Source organism: Brachybacterium aquaticum (assembly GCF_014204755.1).
Lineage (GTDB): Bacteria > Actinomycetota > Actinomycetes > Actinomycetales > Dermabacteraceae > Brachybacterium > Brachybacterium aquaticum.
This window is the reverse complement of the sequence record NZ_JACHLZ010000001.1, coordinates 1,159,883-1,174,572: the sequence shown is the minus strand read 5'-3', so window position 1 is coordinate 1,174,572 and position 14,690 is coordinate 1,159,883. Positions and strand designations below refer to the sequence as shown.

Genomic DNA, 14,690 nt, shown 5'->3' with positions numbered 1-14,690 from the left:
CACAATGGCCCGGTGACCGCTGCCGCGAAGCTCGAAGCGGGAGCTCGGCCTGGACTAGGTGGTCCCACCGCTCGAGGGTCTGTGGTGGGCGGACGACATGGAGGCCTTCACCCGCTCGCGGGACAAGGACCGCTGGCAGTGGTCCCTGCTGCTCATGACCCCCGACTGGCTCACCGCCGAGCACGTCGACGCGGTGCGCGAGGGCTCGGCCCTGGAGTGGTCGCTGATCGACGAGGGGCGCTGCCTGCAGACCCTCCATCTCGGACCCTACGACGACGAGGGCCCGCTGCTCGCCCGCCTGCACGAGGAGGAGATCCCGGCGCGGGGCCTCGCGATGCGGGGCCTGCACCACGAGATCTACCTCGGCGATCCGCGCCGCACCGCCCCGGACCGGCTGCGCACGATCCTGCGGCAGCCGGTGCGGGCTGATTCCTCCCTCCCCGCGAGTCCCGGCCATCCGCCCAGGCGGAGGAGCACGCTGGTCGCATGACGCCTTCCACAGATCTCACCCTGACCGAGCAGGCCTCCCTCACCAGCGGTGAGGACTTCTGGACCACCAAGGCGGTGGGCGAGGTGCGCTCGGTGCGCATGTTCGACGGGCCGCACGGCCTGCGCCGCCAGGCCGAGGCGGGCGACCACCTGGGCCTGACCGGCTCGGTCCCGGCGACCTGCTTCCCGCCCGCGGTGGCGCTCGGCTCCACCTGGGATCCGGAGCTCGCCGAGAGGAGGGGCGCCTGGACCCGGAGCGGCTGACCGATTCGGTGCAGCGCCTGATCGACCTCGCCGGCAAGGCCGCGAACCGCCCGTCGGCCGGCGGGGAGATCGACGTCGAGGCGCACCATGCGCTCGCCCGCGAGGTCGCGGGGCGCGCGATCGTGCTGCTGCGCAACGAGGACGAGCTGTTGCCGCTGCGCGAGGCGGACTCCCTCGCGGTGATCGGCGAGTTCGCCCGCTCCCCGCGCTACCAGGGCGCCGGCTCCTCCCAGATCAACCCCACCCGCGTCGACGACGCGCTGAGCGCCCTGCGCGCCCGCGCGGGCGGCGAGGTGACCTTCGCGCCCGGCTTCACGCTGGACGGCAGCGGGGACGAGGAGGCGCTGCGCGCGGAGGCCGTGCAGGCCGCCGCCGGCGCCGACACCGCGGTGCTGTTCCTCGGCCTGGACTCCGAGGAGGAGTCCGAGGGCTACGACCGCGAGCACATCGACCTGCCCGCTGCGCAGCTCGCCCTCGTCGACGCAGTGCTCGAGGCGAACCCACGCACCGTCGTGGTCCTCTCCCACGGCGGCGTCGTCGCCCTCCCCTTCGCGCAGTCGGTCCCCGCGATCCTCGAGGGCTGGCTGCTCGGGCAGGCGGGCGGCCCCGCCACGGCCGACGTCCTCTACGGGGACGTCACCCCCGGCGGGAAGCTCACCGAGACCATCCCGCTGCGGCTCGAGGACTCCCCCCTCCCACGGCACCTTCCCCGGCGAGCTCGGGCACGTCCGCTACGGCGAGGGCGTGCTGGTCGGCTACCGCGGCTTCGACGCCCGCGGCGTCGAGGTCGCCTTCCCCTTCGGCCACGGCCTGTCCTACACGAGCTTCGAATACGGCGAGCCCGCCGTCGAGGCGGCGCCGGACGGTGCGCTCACCGTCACCGTCCCGGTCACCAACACCGGCGCGGTCGCCGGGCGGGAGGTCGTGCAGGTCTACGTGGGCCTCGCGGACTCGATCGCCCAGCGCGCCCCGCGCGAGCTGAAGGGCTTCGCGCTCCTCGACCTCGCCCCCGGCGCGACCGGCGAGCCGCGGATCGAGATCCCCGCCGAGGACCTCGCCTACTGGGACGTGCGCGTGGACCGGTGGGTGCTCGAGGGCGGGACGTACACGGTCGAGGTCGGCGCGTCGAGCCGCGATCTGCGCGGACGCGTCGAGATCGCGCTTGAGGGCGAGGAGGTCGGGCTGCCGCTCAGCCTCGATTCGACGATCGACGAGGTCCTCGCCGATCCCGTCGTCGGGCCGAAGCTGCGCGAGGCGATGGACGACAGCTTCGACGACTCGTTCCTGCGGATGATGGGCTCCATCCCCGTCGGCCGCCTCGAGGGCGTCCCGCTCCCCCACGACGAGATGGTGCGCCTGCTCGCGCAGTGACGCCGCCGGATCAGGTGGTGCGTCGCGCCTCGAGGCGGGGCGCGAGCACCACCTGCTCCGCGGAGCCCGTGCCGGCGATGAGACCGAGCAGCATGGTCGCGGCGCGCTCGGCGAGCTCCCGGCCGGGGTTCACCACGGTGGACAGGGAGATCGCCTCGTCGGACGCGGAGGCGATGTCGTCGAAGCCCATCACCGCCACGTCCTCGGGGACGCGCAGCCCCCTCGCCTCGAGCCGCTTCAGCGCGCCGATCGCCATGAGGTCGCTGCAGGCGAAGACGGCGTCGAACGGGGTGTCCGCGGAGAGGAGCGCGGCGGCCTCCCGCTCCCCCGAGGCGAGGGTGAAGTCGCCGCTGGACTCGAGCACCGGGGCGAGGCCCGCGGCGGCGAGCTCGGCGAGGAAGCCCTCGCGACGGTCCCGCGAGGCGGGCATGTCCGGCGGCCCGCCGATCAGCGCGATCCGCCGTCGGCCCCGCGCGACCAGGTGCCGGGCGGCGAGCCGCCCGCCCTCGACGTTGTCGAGATCGACGAACGGGGCGGGATGCCCTTCAGGCGGTCGGCCGATGAACACCACCGGCACCGTCGCCTCCTGCAGCACCTCGACCGACAGGTCGCCCTCGTGATGGGAGACGACCAGAAGCCCGTCGGCATGGCCCCCGCGCAGGAAGCGGCGGGTGCGGCTGTGGTCCTCGGGCCTCGAGAGCAGCAGGAGCAGCTGCTCGTCGCCGGGCTCGAGCCCGGCGGAGACCCCGGAGATCGCGGTGACGAGGAAGGGATCGGTGAACACGCGCGACTCGTGCTCGGGGACGACGAGCGCGACCGCGCCGGTGCGGCGGCTCGCGAGGCTCCGCGCGGCGCTGTTGGGCACGTAGCCGAGCTCGTGCACCGCCCGCTCCACGTCGGCGACCTTGTCGGCCCGCACCTTCACGTCCCCGCGCACCACGCGCGAGACCGTCGCCCGGGACACCCCGGCGACCCGCGCCACGTCCTCGAGCGTCGGACCGCCGCTGATCCGCTCCGCCATCGCGTGCTCTCCTCTCACCCCTGGAGTCCTCTCACCCCTTCACCGCGCCCTGCATGATGCCACTGACGAGCTGGCGGCCCGCGATCAGGAACAGCAGCAGCAGCGGGATCACGGAGACGACCACGCCGGACATGATCAGCGAGTAGTCCTTGAAGTAGGAGGCCTGCAGCTGCTGCAGCGCCACCGGCAGGGTGAGGCTGTCGCCGCGCAGGATGATGAAGGGCCAGAAGAAGTTGGTCCAGGAGCCCACGAAGGTGAACAGGAACAGCATCGCCCCGGCCCCGCGGGCGGCCGGCAGCGCCACGTGCCAGTAGGTGCGGATCAGGTTGCAGCCGTCCACGCGCGCCGCCTCGATCAGCTCGAAGGGCAGCGCGTCGTCGAGGTACTGGGTCATCCAGAACACGCCGAAGGCGGTGACCAGCCCCGGTACGATCACGGCCCGCAGGTCCCCCACCCAGCCCATCCGTGCCATGAGGATGAACAGCGGGATGACGCCCAGCTGCACGGGCACCGCCATCGTCGCGATGACGAAGAGCAGCAGGGCGCGTCGGCCCCGGAAGCGCAGCTTGGAGAAGGCGAAGCCGGCGAGGGTCGCGAAGAACACGACCGACAGCGAGGTCACGGTCGCCACCAGCACCGAGTTCGCCATGGCGGACCAGAAGTCGATGTCGGAGGCGATGACCTCCCCGAGGTTCGCCAGCAGGTTCCCCTGCGGGAGGAGAGAGGGGATGGGGTTGCGGGCGATGGAGCCGGCGTCGGAGGAGGCCAGCAGCAGCGCGTAGTAGAGCGGGAAGATCGAGATCAGGAGGACGAGGGCGAGCAGGGCGTAGTTCCACCAGCGAGGGCGGGCGTCCACCCCGCCCCCGCCCTTCAGGCGGCGGCGGGCGGCACGGGCGGCGCCCTTCCCGGCGAACTGCTCGATGGCGGCGGTCGACTGCATGGGAGGGCTCCTTACCGCGCGCGCTTCGCGGGGCCGCCCGCGGTCGCGATCCGTCGGGTGATGAGGAAGTTGAGGATGCCGATCGCGATGATGATCAGGAACAGCAGCCAGGCCACGGCCGAGGCGCGGCCGAAGGAGACCTGCGGCCCCCAGCCGAGCTCGTAGAGATACATCGTCATGGTCATCCACTGCCGGGAGGCGCCGCCGAGCCCGGTGGTGTCGAACATCCGCGGCTCGTCGAAGATCTGCAGGCCGCCGATGGTGGAGGTGATGACCACGAAGATGATCGTGGGACGCAGCATCGGCACGGTGACGTGCAGGAAGCGGCGCATGCGCCCGGTCCCGTCGATGATCGCGGCCTCGTAGATCTCCCGCGGGATCGCCTGCATGGCCGCGAGGAAGATCAGGGCGTTGTACCCGGTCCAGCGGAAGTTGACCATGGTCGCGATCGCGACGTGGGAGGCCAGGGCGTCGCTGTGCCAGCCGATCGCGGGCAGGCCCACCCCCATCAGGAGGTTGTTCACCAGGCCCGACTGGTCCGCGAAGATCTTCGCGAAGATCAGCGACACGGCGACGGGGGCGACGATGTACGGCACCAGCACCCCCATCCGCCAGAAGGTCTTCGCGCGCAGGTTCGCGTCCAGCACGTAGGCGATGAGGATCGCGGCGACCACCTGCGGCACGGAGGAGAGCAGGAAGATCGAGAACGTGTTGCGCAGCGCCTTGTAGAAGCTGTCGGTGCCGAGCACGAACTCGTAGTTCGCCAGCCCCACGAAGTCGCCCTGGCCGCGGATCAGGTCCCAGTCGTGCAGGGACACGAAGGCCGTGTACAGGATCGGGAACAGCCCCACCAGCAGGAACAGGAGGAAGAAGGGGCTGATGAACAGGTACGGGGTCACCCGGGTGTCGAGCCGGGCGAGCAGACTGCGGAGGTTCACCCGTCGACTCCCGCTCAGTCCAGGCCGAGCTCGTCGTAGGCCGACAGCGCCTGGTCCCAGGACCCGGCCGGGTCCGCGCCGTCCGCGTCCCAGCGGGTGATCGCATCGGCGACCACCGTGTTGATGACGAAGAAGTTCGGCCCCATGACCGGCTGCACGTCGATCGCGGTGGCGCGCTCGGAGTAGATCTGGCCGACGGGCGCGTCGTTGAAGAAGGGATTGGTCAGGCTCGTGACCTCCTCGGCCTCGAGGGCCTCGACCTGGCTGGGGAAGGCGCCGACGGCCTCGAAGGCCTTGATCTGCTGATCGGGGGCGGTGAGCCAGGCGGCGAGCTTCTTCGCCTCCTCGATGTTCTTGCCCTGGCTGGGCACGGCGAGGTAGGAGCCGCCCCAGTTGCCGCCGCCGCCCGGGAAGACGCCGGCGATGTCCCAGCCCTCGACGCCGTCGGCGTTGCCGGACAGCGGACCCATCATCCACGGCGGGCAGAGCATGGTCGCGAAGCCGTCGTTCTGGAAGGCGGCGGTCCAGTCCTCCGACCATTGGGTGAGGCCGGCGGAGATCTCCTTGTACTCCACGAGCTGGTCGTAGATCGCCTTGACGTCGGCGTTCTCGGCCAGCGGGATCGGGGCTCCGTCCTCACCCTCGTAGGGGTAGGTGAGCTGCTGGACCATGCCGTTGTAGGTGCCGCCCGCGCCGTCGAACCACGGGATGCCGGTGGCCTCGACGAACTGCCGTCCGGCGTCGAAGTAGGTGGCCCAGTCGCCCGTGAGGAGCTCGGCGACCTCGGTGCGGTCGGTGGGCAGTCCGGCCTTCTCGAAGAGGTCCGCGCGGTAGGCGATCGCCTCGGGGCCGATGTCGGTGCCGTAGCCGATGAGCTTGCCGTCGACGGTGGCGGCCTCGGTCTTCCAGTCCAGCCAGCGCCCCTCGACGGCGGGGTCGGCGAGGTCCTCGAATACGTCGGAGTACTGCAGCAGCTCCGCCCACCAGCCCACCTCCACGCCCTCGACGTCGGCGAGCCCGCTGCCGGCGGCGAGGCCCGTCATGAGGTTCGCGCGGGCGTCGTCCGCGGTCGCGGCCTTCTTGTGGGTGATCTTCACCCCCGGGTTCTCCTCCTCGTACTGGGTGAAGAGGTCCTCGTAGCCGAACTCGTTGAAGGTGGCGACGGTCAGCTCGATGTTCCCGTCCCCTCCCCCGTCGCTCGAGGAGCCGGAGGATCCGCCGCAGCCCGCGATCGCGGCGGTGGCGGCAGTGGCGGCGGTGGCGGTCAGGGCGGTGCGGCGCGTGAACTTCATGGCGAACTCCTTCGTCCGGTCATGCATCAGGTTCAGAGAGCGCTCTCAGAATCAGTCCCTTGAGAGAGCGCTCTCAGAAGGGGATGCGCGTCACAGTACACCGCGCCCGGGGGCAGGTCTATGCGGGAAGGTCTCGATAAGGTCTCGCACCGCGCCCGGTGACGCCTGCCATCGACCGGTTCACGCCGTAGAAGTCCATCGCCCGATCGAAGAGCCGCACGGGGAGGATCCGCCCGGCGGGCACGAGGCTGGCCATGAGTGGCATGATCAGCTGCTCGCGCCCGGACTCGATCGCGTCGAGCACGCGGGTGGCGACGTCGTCCGGATCGAGGATCGGCAACAGGCGCGGGAAGCGGGGGGTGACGCCCTGGAACATGCCGGTGGCGATGTAGAACGGGGCGACCAGCAGCGTCGTGACGCCGCTGTCCTGCTGGCGCAGCTCCGCGCGCAGCGCCTCGGTGAAGCCGACGGCGGCGAACTTGCTGCCTGCGTAGTCGGTCTGCCCCGCCGCGCGCGCCGCCACGGGGCGACAGCGGCGCGGTCCGAGACGTCCACCGTCATGACCGTCGCGGTGCTGCCGGCGGTGCGGATCTCGTCGGCAACCGCCTCAGCTGCTTCACGGGAGAGGTCCCACAGCACCCCCTCACGCGCACCACGACGGGCGGCGCCGAGCGCCATGAGCCGGCCGATGCCGCTTCCCCCACCGGTGACGAGGAGACGGGAGCCGGACAGGGGGATGCCGCGTGGGGAGCTCATGGGCCCATCGTGGCCCACCCGGGCCGACGGGGGCACTGCCCGGGAACAGCAGAAGGGCCCGGCATCAGCCGGGCCCTTCTGACGAGTCACTGTCTCACGAGATTCTCGAGTGGAGCTAAGGGGATTCGAACCCCTGACCTCTTCCATGCCATGGAAGCGCGCTACCAACTGCGCCATAGCCCCGTATCGGGTGCCGCCCTCATCAGGCGACTCGTAGAGAATACATGCGCTGGTGGCTCAGGTGAAATCGGGAGCCACGTTGTGTGACAGCAACCTCATCAGGCCCTCCTGGGGGTCCGTGAGGACGGGCTCGAGCACCGAACGGTGGCAGTTCTCGAGCCCCGCGATGCCGCGGAAGCCGTTGGTGTCCAGACCCAACAGCGCCGTGATGCCGAGGGTGATGGCGGCGCCGTGGGCGACGACCATGACCGTGCGTCCGGGATTCTGCGCGAGCAGTCGGCGGCAGGCGCCGGCGACCCGCTCCCCCACCTCGGGGCGGTCCTCGATGCCGAGCCCGCTGACGGGCCGGTGCGCGCGCCAGTCGGCGTGCTCGGCGGGCCAGCGCTCGTGGATCTCCTCGCCGCGCAGGCCCTCCCACTGCCCGAAGCCGCGCTCGAGGAACGCGGGATCGGTGATGACCTCGCGGTCGCATGCGCGGCCGATGGCGCGGGCGGTCTCCAGGGCGCGCTGGAGCGGGGAGGCGACGATGACGTCCGGCGGGTCCTGGGCGATGGCCCCGGCGAGCACCTCGGCCTGGCGGACGCCGCGGGCGTTCAGGGGGATGTCGACCTGTCCCTGGAGGCGGCCCTCACGGTTGTAGTCGGTCTGTCCGTGGCGCACCAGGATCAGCCGACCGCGAGCGGCGGGCCTCACGCGGGACGGCCCTCGTCGATCTGCAGATCGATCACGGGGGCATCGCGCCACAGCCGTTCCAGGGCGTAGAAGGCGCGGTCCTCGGCGTGCTGGACGTGGATGACGATGTCGCCGTAGTCCAGCAGCACCCAGCGCGCGTCCCGCTCGCCCTCGCGGCGCAGGGGCTTGCGGCGGCGCTCCTTGAGCAGCGCCTCCTCGACCCCGTCGGCGATCGCGGAGACCTGGCGCTCGGAGTCGCCGCTGCACACGAGGAAGACGTCGGTGATGACGACCAGCTCGGAGACGTCCAGGCCGATGACCTCCTCGGCGAGCTTGTCGGCGGCGGCCTGGCCGGCCACCCGGGCGAGGTCGAGGGATTCTTCGGGGGCGCTCACGCTGCAGGTTCCTCCAGGACGGGATGGGAGAGGGAAAGGGTCTGGGAGTCCGGGTCGGTGCCGGCGAGGGCCGACGAGGCGACGCCGGGGCCGACGATGCCGGTCAGGAGCAGGATGACGAGGGCGACGATCGCGAGCGCGACCAGCACCCACACGAGCCACAGCAGGCGGCGCCCGCCGGTGGACTCGGGGCGGTGCAGCACCCGGCCCTCGAAGCGGGGCGCGGGGCGAGGATCGGGGGCCTCGGTGACGGAGAGCTCGCCGAGCTCGACGCCGTCGCGGTCCCTCTCGATCTCGGGCTCCGCGGTGGCGGTCGCCGTCGCGTTCCCGGGCGCAGCGCCCTCCTCGCTGAGCTCGATGATGCGGGCGCGTCGGCCGAACTTCCGCAGGGTCGGGACGGGCGCGTCGGCGCCCGGAACGGCGACGGCTCCCCGCATGCCGGAGACGGCGCCGGTCTCCTCGGCGGCCGGCTCCGCGGCGGCGCGGGCCTCGAACGCGGCCTCCTCCTCGGGGGTCAGCGCACGGGCGCGGCGCCCTCGGCGCGGCGCGGGCTCCGTGGTCTCGGGCTCGGTCATCGGCCGTCACCTCCTGGGTAGAGGGCGTACTTGTTGATGTATTGAACGACGCCGTCGGGGACCAGGTACCACACGGGCGCACCGGCGGCGACGCGGGTGCGGCAGTCGGTGGAGCTGATCGCCATGGCGGGCACCTCGATGAGGGTCACGCCGTCGTCGGGTAGTCCGGAGGTGTCCAGCTCGTGCCCGGGGCGGGTGACGCCGACGAAGTGGGCGAGCTCGAAGATCTCCTCCGTGTCCTTCCAGGTGAGGATGTTCTGGAGGGCGTCGGCACCGGTGATGAAGAACAGGTCCGCATCGGGGTGCTCGGCGTGCAGGTCACGCAGGGTGTCGATCGTGTACGTCGCGCCGGGGCGGTCGATGTCCACGCGCGAGACCGTGAACACGGGGTTCGCGGCCGTGGCGACCACGGTCATCAGGTAGCGGTGCTCGGGGTCGGAGATCTCCTGGTCGGCCTTCTGCCAGGGGCGGCCGGTGGGGACGAAGACGACCTCGTGGAGGCCGAAGACGCTCTGCACCTCGCTGGCGGCGACGAGGTGGCCGTGATGGATGGGATCGAAGGTCCCGCCCATCACGCCGATGCGTCGTCGCAGCTGCTCCACCGGACTCAGTGGTCGGTGTCGGTGTCGTTCTTCGAGTCCAGGCTGCGGTGGTGCGCGCCGCCCATCAGCCACGTGAGCCCCAGCAGGGTCAGCAGGATGAGGAAGGTGCCGATGCCGACGACGGGGGCGCTGAGCCCGCCGCTCGCATGGCTGCCGGACTCGGCGAGGATCATGAGCTGGTCGATCATGTGCGTTCTGGCCTTTCCACAGGGGACCGGCCCATCATCCCACAGCGCCGGGGCCGGTCAGGAACTCACGCGCCGGATGGGAGGCCTCTCACGGGCGGTGCTGTCTCGAGGACTGCTGTCAGGGGCGGACGTGCCCCTGCCCGACCACGAGCCACTTGGTGGAGGTGATCTCGGGCAGCCCCATGGGGCCGCGGGCGTGGAGCTTCTGGGTGGAGATCCCGATCTCGGCGCCGAAGCCGAACTCGCCGCCGTCGGAGAAGCGGGTCGAGGCGTTCGCCATGACGACCGCGGAGTCGACCTCGTCGAGGAAGCGCCGCTGGCTCTCCAGGTCCCGGGTGAGGATCGACTCGGTGTGGCCCGAGGAGTGGGCGCGGATGTGGGCGAGGGCCTCGTCGAGGTTGTCGACGACCCTCACGGCAAGTTCGAGGGCGAGGTACTCCAGGTCCCAGTCCTCCTCGGTCGCGGGCACGACCTCGGCCGACGTCCCGGCGGCGCCCAGCAGCGCGGCGGCGCGCTCGTCGGCGTGCAGGCGCACCCCCGCCTCGGCGAGGGGGCCGGCGAGCCGCGGGAGCGCCTCCTCCGCGATGTCGCGGTGGACCAGCAGGGTCTCCAGGGCATTGCACACCCCGACGCGCTGGGTCTTGGCGTTCAGCACGATCGGCTCGGCCTGGTCGAGGTCGGCGCTCGCGTCGACGAAGACGTGGGTGGTGCCGGTGCCGGTCTCGATGACGGGCACGAGCGAGTTCTCGACGACGCGGCGGATCAGCCCGGCGCCGCCGCGCGGGATGAGCACGTCGACCAGACCCCGGGCGCGCATGAGCACGTCCACCCCATCGCGACCGTGCTCGTCGATGCCGACGACGAGATCCGCGGGCAGGCCCCGCTCCACCAGCACGTCGCGCAGCACGCCGATGAGCGCGGTGTTGGAGTGCAGCGCCGCGGAGCCGCCGCGCAGCACGACGGCGCTGCCGGCCTTGAGGGAGAGCCCGGCGGCGTCGACGGTGACGTTGGGGCGGGCCTCGTAGACCATGCCGATCACGCCCATGGGCACCCGCACCTGGCGCAGCTCGAGGCCGTTGGCGAGCACGGAGCCGCGCACCACCTCGCCGATCGGGTCGGGCAGCGCGGCGGCGTCGCGCAGCTGCTGTGCGATCGTCGTGATCCGCTCGGGGTCCAGGGCGAGCCGGTCGCGCAGGCCGGCGGCCATGCCGGCCTCGTCGGCCGCCGCGAGGTCCAGCGCGTTCGCCGCGACGATCTCCGCGTCCCGGGCGACGAGCGCCTCGGCCATCGCCAGCAGCAGCGCGTCCTTCTCGGCGCGGTGCAGGCGCGCGAGGGTCGGCTGGGCATCACGGGCGGCGCGGGCCGCAGCGAGCACGGCGTCGGTCACGGTGTCGGCGGTGGGGAGGGCGAGGTCGACCATGCCCGGGAGTCTAGGAGCGCGAGGCCCGCCGGTCACCGGGCGTCCGCCCAGGGGACGTCCCGCTCCTCGACGCGCAGCCGCTCAGAGCACCACGAGCTGGTCGCGGTGGATGGCGGGGCGGCGGAACCGCTCCCCCAGCACCTCGCGCGCCTCGTCGGTGCCGCGCCCGGCCATGGCCCGCAGCTCGTCGCTCGAGAAGGCGGTGAGCCCGCGGGCGATGAGGGTCCCGTCGGGCGCCGCGACGTCCACCGGCACCCCGGCCGGGAAGGTGCCCTCGACGTCGGTGACACCGACGGCGAGCAGCGAGCGACGGCGGCTGCGCACGGCGTCGGCCGCCCCCTCATCCAGGTGCAGGGTCCCCGCGCCGCGGGTCGCGAAGCGCAGCCATACGAGCCGGGAGCGGCGCCGTCCGTGATGGGCGGGGAAGAACGTGCCGACGTCCTCGCCGAAGACCGCGTCGGCGAAGCGCTGCGCGGAGGTCATGAGCGCGGCGGTGCCGGTGGTGGAGGCGAGCTGGGCGGCGGAGAGCTTGGTGACCATGCCGCCGGTGCCGACCTTCGAGCCGACCCGGCCGATGTTCACGCCGGTCAGGCGCGCCACGTCCTCGACCTCGCCGATCCGCTCGGCGCCGGGCTGGTCCGGCGGGGCGGTGTACAGCGCGTCCACGTCGGTCAGCAGGATCAGCGCGTCGGCGCCGAGCAGCTGGGCGACCAGCGCCGCGAGGCGGTCGTTGTCGCCGAAACGGATCTCGTGGGTGGCGGTGGTGTCGTTCTCGTTCACCACCGGCACGGTGCCGAGCTCGAGCAGCGCCTCCAGGGCAGCGCGCACGTTGCGGTAGGTCTGGGGACGGATCACGTCGGACTCGGTGAGCAGCACCTGCCCGGTGATCCGGTCGTGGGCGGCGAAGGCGCGGGACCACGCGGTCGCCAGCAGCGCCTGCCCGACCGACGCCGCGGCCTGCTGGCGCTCGACGGCGGTGGGTCGCTCCTCGAGTCCGAGCGGGCCGAGCGCCGCCGCGATCGCACCGGAGGAGACGATCACCAGCTCGGTGCCGCGCGCGGCGAGGGTCGAGGCGACCTCCGCGATCTCGTCGATCCGCTGCTGGTCCAGGCGCCCGCGCTCGTCGGTCAGGCTCGAGGAGCCGATCTTCACGACGATGCGGCGGGCGTCCGCGAGCTCGCCGCGGGTGAGGAGCCGGGAGGGCTGGCGCAGCTCGGCGACGCTCACCGGGGCCCGTCCTCCTCGGCGGGATCCGCCCAGTGCCCGGCCTTCCGCTCGGCCTCCATCGCGGCCAGCCGGTCCATGCGGGCGGCGGTGCGGGCCTTCTGCTCCTCCCGCTTCTGCTCGCGGGTGGGGCGGTGATGGTCCTCGAGGCGCTCGTCCGTGCCGCGGCGGCCCAGCAGCTCGGCGCCGCCGACCATCGTCGGCTCCCAGTCGAAGACGACAGCATCGTCCCCGGGGCCGATGAGCACGGTCGAGCCGGCGACGGCCCCGGCCGCGTACAGCTTGTCCTCGACGCCGAGCTTCGCGAGCCGGTCGGCGAGGAAGCCCACGGCCTCGTCGTTGCGGAAGTCGGTCTGGCGCACCCAGCGCTCGGGCTTGTCGCCCTTGACCCGGAAGGCGGTGTCACCGTCGTACTGCTCGATGACGACCTCGAAGTCCTTCTCGCCGACGGCCTCGGGGGTGAGGACCACGGGTGCGGCCGACGGGGCGGGCAGTGCGGCGCGGGCCTGCTCGACCAGCTCGCCGAGCAGGAAGGACAGCTCGCGCAGTCCCTTGCGGGACACGGCGGAGACGTCGAGGATCGGCACGTCCCGCTCCCCCAGGCGCTCGCGGACCATGTCGGCCATGTCGGCGCCGTCGGGCAGGTCGGTCTTGTTCAGGACGATGACGGTGGGGCGCTCCATGAGCGGGACGCGGGCACCGGCCTCCTCGTCGAGCCCGCTCGCATAGGCGGCGAGCTCGGCCTCGATCGTGTCGAGATCGCTGACGGGGTCGCGGTCGGACTCGAGCGCCGCGGCGTCCAGCACGTGCACGAGGACGTGGCAGCGCTCGATGTGGCGCAGGAACTCCAGGCCCAGGCCCTTGCCCTCGCTCGCGCCGGGGATCAGTCCCGGCACGTCGGCGATCGTGTAGCGGTGCTGACCGGCCTCGACCACGCCCAGGTTCGGGACCAGGGTGGTGAAGGGGTAGTCGGCGATCTTCGGCCGGGCGGCGCTCATCGCGGCGATGAGGGAGGACTTGCCGGCGCTCGGGTAGCCGACCAGCGCCACGTCCGCCACGGACTTCAGCTCGAGTACGAGGGTGCGCTCCTGCCCGGGCTCGCCGAGCAGCGCGAAGCCGGGGGCCTTGCGCTTCGGGGACGACAGCGCCGCATTGCCGAGGCCGCCGCTGCCGCCGCGGGCGGCGACGAAGCGGGTGCCGATGCCGACCATGTCGGCCAGCACCGTGCCGTCCTCGGTGCTCACCACGGTGCCGTCGGGGACGGGGAGGATCAGGTCCTCGCCGCGGGCGCCGTGGCGCATGTCGCCCTTGCCGAAGCCGCCGCTGGTAGCGCGCTGGTGGGGCTTGTGGTGGTACTCGAGCAGGGTCGTGGTCGAGGCGTCGACCTCGAGGATCACATCCCCGCCGCGGCCGCCGTCGGCCCCGTCGGGTCCCGCGAGGGGCTTGAACTTCTCGCGGCGGATCGAGGCGGCGCCGTGCCCGCCCGAGCCGCCGACGACCTGCAGCCGGACGCGGTCGACGAATGTGGCCATGGGTGCTTCTCCGTGGTGTGGTCAGCGGGGTGGTGATAAGCGTTCGAGGGGCGGAGCGAAGCGCTCCGCCCCTCGAAGGACGCTGGATTCCCGGAAGCCCGGGGCGGCGTGTCAGACGGTCTCGACGACGCTGACGACGCGACGATCGCGCTTGCGACCGAACTCGACGGTGCCCGCGGTGAGCGCGAACAGGGTGTCGTCCTTGCCCCGGCCCACGCCGTCACCGGGGTGGATGGAGGTGCCGCGCTGACGGACGATGATCTCGCCCGCGCCGACGACCTGGCCGCCGAAGCGCTTCACGCCGAGGCGCTGAGCGTTCGAGTCGCGACCGTTCTTGGAGGAGCTTGCGCCCTTCTTATGTGCCATCTGGGATCAGTCCTTTGTCTGGTCGAGGGGTCGCTCAGGCGATGCCCGTGATCTTCAGCCGGGTGAGCTCCTGGCGGTGGCCCTGGCGCTTCTTGTAGCCGGTCTTGTTCTTGTAGCGGAGGATGCGGATCTTCTCGCCGCGGAGGTCCTCGACCTTCTCGGCGGTGACCTTGACCTTCGCGAGGTCGTCCTGGGCGGAGGTGACCTTGTCACCGTCGACCAGCAGCACGGGAGCGAGCTCGATGCTGTCGCCCGCCTCGCCGGCCACGCGGTTGATCACGATGGTGTCACCGACCGACACCTTCTCCTGACGACCGCCTGCGCGGACGATTGCGTACACCACGTCACTGCTCCATCTTGTGAATCGGATCTGCTGTTGAGTCGTGCTCCCTGCCGGGTGTCCACCGCGGACCTGCGACCGTCAACCATCCCCGGCTCCGAGGGGCCGGGCGGGAGATGCGGTCG

General features: G+C 72.0%; 18 protein-coding genes, 1 tRNA gene and 2 pseudogenes. 4 read left to right on the top strand and 17 right to left on the bottom strand.

All coding sequences use genetic code 11. The features are described from left to right. Nucleotides 1-58: 58 nt before the first annotated feature. The 4 genes and pseudogenes from HNR70_RS05255 (at nucleotide 59) to HNR70_RS15795 (ending at nucleotide 2,124) form a co-directional block, all read left to right on the top strand. On the top strand, nucleotides 59-490 hold the full coding sequence (locus HNR70_RS05255; RefSeq protein ID WP_312857570.1) for a GyrI-like domain-containing protein: 432 nt from the start codon (nucleotides 59-61) through the stop codon (nucleotides 488-490). Beyond that, entirely contained in the window at nucleotides 487-753 is a 267-nt protein-coding gene (locus HNR70_RS15805) for a hypothetical protein (RefSeq protein WP_246375153.1), read from the top strand. The genes HNR70_RS05255 and HNR70_RS15805 overlap by 4 nt, the downstream gene beginning before the upstream one ends. An 8-nt stretch (nucleotides 754-761) precedes the next feature. Continuing rightward, a pseudogene (locus HNR70_RS15800) lies at nucleotides 762-1,403 on the top strand (glycoside hydrolase family 3 protein); the annotation flags it as partial. A gap of 94 nt (nucleotides 1,404-1,497) precedes the next feature. Then, the gene (locus HNR70_RS15795) at nucleotides 1,498-2,124 is read left to right on the top strand and encodes a fibronectin type III-like domain-contianing protein (protein ID WP_312857569.1); all 627 of its coding nucleotides are present in this window, start codon (nucleotides 1,498-1,500) and stop codon (nucleotides 2,122-2,124) included. Between the two features lie 10 nt (nucleotides 2,125-2,134). Here the strand turns inward: HNR70_RS15795 and HNR70_RS05245 are convergent, their stop codons facing one another. From HNR70_RS05245 to rplU, 17 genes and pseudogenes are all read right to left on the bottom strand, one after another. Next, nucleotides 2,135-3,163, bottom strand: a complete 1,029-nt coding sequence (locus HNR70_RS05245) for a LacI family DNA-binding transcriptional regulator (RefSeq protein ID WP_312857568.1) — start codon at nucleotides 3,161-3,163, stop codon at nucleotides 2,135-2,137. A gap of 13 nt (nucleotides 3,164-3,176) precedes the next feature. Then, nucleotides 3,177-4,085 carry a carbohydrate ABC transporter permease gene (locus HNR70_RS05240; protein ID WP_184324723.1) on the bottom strand — a complete coding sequence of 303 codons (909 nt, stop codon included), beginning with the start codon at nucleotides 4,083-4,085 and terminating at the stop codon, nucleotides 3,177-3,179. An 11-nt stretch (nucleotides 4,086-4,096) separates the two neighbouring features. Further along, on the bottom strand, nucleotides 4,097-5,023 hold the full coding sequence (locus HNR70_RS05235; RefSeq protein ID WP_312857567.1) for a carbohydrate ABC transporter permease: 927 nt from the start codon (nucleotides 5,021-5,023) through the stop codon (nucleotides 4,097-4,099). A gap of 14 nt (nucleotides 5,024-5,037) precedes the next feature. Beyond that, nucleotides 5,038-6,315, bottom strand: a complete 1,278-nt coding sequence (locus tag HNR70_RS05230) for an ABC transporter substrate-binding protein (RefSeq protein ID WP_184324722.1) — start codon at nucleotides 6,313-6,315, stop codon at nucleotides 5,038-5,040. A gap of 118 nt (nucleotides 6,316-6,433) precedes the next feature. Then, entirely contained in the window at nucleotides 6,434-6,838 is a 405-nt protein-coding gene (locus tag HNR70_RS15790; protein ID WP_312857566.1) for an SDR family NAD(P)-dependent oxidoreductase, read from the bottom strand. A gap of 56 nt (nucleotides 6,839-6,894) precedes the next feature. Next, nucleotides 6,895-6,993 (bottom strand): annotated as a pseudogene (locus tag HNR70_RS15785) (short-chain dehydrogenase); the annotation flags it as partial. A 188-nt stretch (nucleotides 6,994-7,181) separates the two neighbouring features. After that, nucleotides 7,182-7,254 (bottom strand) — tRNA-Ala (locus HNR70_RS05220). Between the two features lie 54 nt (nucleotides 7,255-7,308). Then, nucleotides 7,309-7,944: a histidine phosphatase family protein gene (locus tag HNR70_RS05215; protein ID WP_184324721.1), complete on the bottom strand. Its 636-nt coding sequence runs from the start codon at nucleotides 7,942-7,944 to the stop codon at nucleotides 7,309-7,311. Next, a complete protein-coding gene (rsfS, locus tag HNR70_RS05210) occupies nucleotides 7,941-8,318 on the bottom strand; it encodes a ribosome silencing factor (RefSeq protein ID WP_184324720.1) in 378 nt (125 codons plus the stop codon). The genes HNR70_RS05215 and rsfS overlap by 4 nt, the downstream gene beginning before the upstream one ends. Then, nucleotides 8,315-8,893 carry a hypothetical protein gene (locus HNR70_RS05205; protein WP_184324719.1) on the bottom strand — a complete coding sequence of 193 codons (579 nt, stop codon included), beginning with the start codon at nucleotides 8,891-8,893 and terminating at the stop codon, nucleotides 8,315-8,317. The genes rsfS and HNR70_RS05205 overlap by 4 nt, the downstream gene beginning before the upstream one ends. Continuing rightward, on the bottom strand, nucleotides 8,890-9,495 hold the full coding sequence (gene nadD / locus HNR70_RS05200; protein ID WP_184324718.1) for a nicotinate-nucleotide adenylyltransferase: 606 nt from the start codon (nucleotides 9,493-9,495) through the stop codon (nucleotides 8,890-8,892). The genes HNR70_RS05205 and nadD overlap by 4 nt, the downstream gene beginning before the upstream one ends. A 5-nt stretch (nucleotides 9,496-9,500) precedes the next feature. Continuing rightward, nucleotides 9,501-9,683: a hypothetical protein gene (locus HNR70_RS05195; RefSeq protein ID WP_184324717.1), complete on the bottom strand. Its 183-nt coding sequence runs from the start codon at nucleotides 9,681-9,683 to the stop codon at nucleotides 9,501-9,503. A gap of 118 nt (nucleotides 9,684-9,801) precedes the next feature. Further along, entirely contained in the window at nucleotides 9,802-11,103 is a 1,302-nt protein-coding gene (locus HNR70_RS05190) for a glutamate-5-semialdehyde dehydrogenase (protein WP_184324716.1), read from the bottom strand. A gap of 81 nt (nucleotides 11,104-11,184) precedes the next feature. Then, entirely contained in the window at nucleotides 11,185-12,330 is a 1,146-nt protein-coding gene (gene proB, locus HNR70_RS05185) for a glutamate 5-kinase (protein ID WP_184324715.1), read from the bottom strand. Beyond that, the gene (gene obgE, locus HNR70_RS05180) at nucleotides 12,327-13,859 is read right to left on the bottom strand and encodes a GTPase ObgE (RefSeq protein WP_184324714.1); all 1,533 of its coding nucleotides are present in this window, start codon (nucleotides 13,857-13,859) and stop codon (nucleotides 12,327-12,329) included. The genes proB and obgE overlap by 4 nt, the downstream gene beginning before the upstream one ends. 111 nt (nucleotides 13,860-13,970) lie before the next feature. After that, the gene (gene rpmA, locus HNR70_RS05175) at nucleotides 13,971-14,225 is read right to left on the bottom strand and encodes a 50S ribosomal protein L27 (protein WP_184324713.1); all 255 of its coding nucleotides are present in this window, start codon (nucleotides 14,223-14,225) and stop codon (nucleotides 13,971-13,973) included. 34 nt (nucleotides 14,226-14,259) lie between these two features. Beyond that, complete coding sequence (rplU, locus tag HNR70_RS05170) at nucleotides 14,260-14,568, bottom strand: 50S ribosomal protein L21 (protein WP_184324712.1); 309 nt, start codon at nucleotides 14,566-14,568, stop codon at nucleotides 14,260-14,262. Nucleotides 14,569-14,690: the final 122 nt, after the last annotated feature.

Coding starts and splice junctions, on each gene's coding strand:
- HNR70_RS05240 (WP_184324723.1), bottom strand. CDS start 4,085: ATGCAGTCGACCGCCGCCATCGAGCAGTTCGCCGGGAAGGGCGCCGCC.
- HNR70_RS05190 (WP_184324716.1), bottom strand. CDS start 11,103: ATGGTCGACCTCGCCCTCCCCACCGCCGACACCGTGACCGACGCCGTG.
- HNR70_RS05205 (WP_184324719.1), bottom strand. CDS start 8,893: ATGACCGAGCCCGAGACCACGGAGCCCGCGCCGCGCCGAGGGCGCCGC.
- obgE (WP_184324714.1), bottom strand. CDS start 13,859: ATGGCCACATTCGTCGACCGCGTCCGGCTGCAGGTCGTCGGCGGCTCG.
- HNR70_RS15805 (WP_246375153.1), top strand. CDS start 487: ATGACGCCTTCCACAGATCTCACCCTGACCGAGCAGGCCTCCCTCACC.
- HNR70_RS05230 (WP_184324722.1), bottom strand. CDS start 6,315: ATGAAGTTCACGCGCCGCACCGCCCTGACCGCCACCGCCGCCACTGCC.
- rpmA (WP_184324713.1), bottom strand. CDS start 14,225: ATGGCACATAAGAAGGGCGCAAGCTCCTCCAAGAACGGTCGCGACTCG.
- HNR70_RS05195 (WP_184324717.1), bottom strand. CDS start 9,683: ATGATCGACCAGCTCATGATCCTCGCCGAGTCCGGCAGCCATGCGAGC.